At 74.8% G+C, this 615-nt stretch carries 1 protein-coding gene; it reads right to left on the bottom strand.

Going from position 1 to position 615, the window contains the following annotated elements:
- A partial coding sequence (locus tag RT309_RS05650) for a YgfZ/GcvT domain-containing protein (protein ID WP_396654418.1) occupies positions 1-615 on the bottom strand: 615 nt, incomplete at both ends.

The raw sequence follows: 615 nt of genomic DNA, 5'->3' as shown, positions 1-615 counted from the left end.
GTGGCCCACCTCGGCATCCCCCGCCAGCACGGCATCGCCCGGCGACGGCATCACGACGTCGCTGCCATCGAGCAGGAGCGCGGCCAGGCGGCGCGGCGGATGCCCCAGATTGTGCACCTTCGCGACCGTCTCCTGCCCGCGATAGCAGCCCTTGCTCAGGTGCACGGCGCTGCGGATCCAATCGGCCTCGTGCGGGATGGTGCGGTCGTCGACCTCACGGGCCCAGCGCGGCCGCCAGGCCGCGATGCGCAGCGCCTCGGCGGCGAGAGCGCCGGCGAACGGTCCGGCGAGCGCGGCGGCGTCATCGACGACGGCGGCGCTCCAGGCGTAGTCCGCGGCGGGATGCGCGGCCTCGAGAGCGTACTGGTGCCCGCCCGGCTGCACATGCGCCCACGGATCACGCCAGACGAGGGGAACGCCGTTCGGAGCGGATGGCGTGATGCGCGCCTCGGCGGCGCCGCCGGCGAAGAACCCGACCAGCGCCGCATGCGGGCGCAGGGTGACCGTGACCCGCGAGCGGAACACCATCCGCTGCAGCCAGGCGGCCAGCTTCTCGGCATCCGCCTCGTCGGCGATCAGCCAGGCCGACGCGCCGTCCTCGAACACGCCCGCGGC

The sequence above is a fragment of the Microbacterium sp. genome (assembly GCF_032084865.1).
GTDB lineage: Bacteria > Actinomycetota > Actinomycetes > Actinomycetales > Microbacteriaceae > Microbacterium.
Note: the sequence above shows the minus strand (reverse complement) of the source record. Positions and strands in the feature narration are given on the sequence as shown.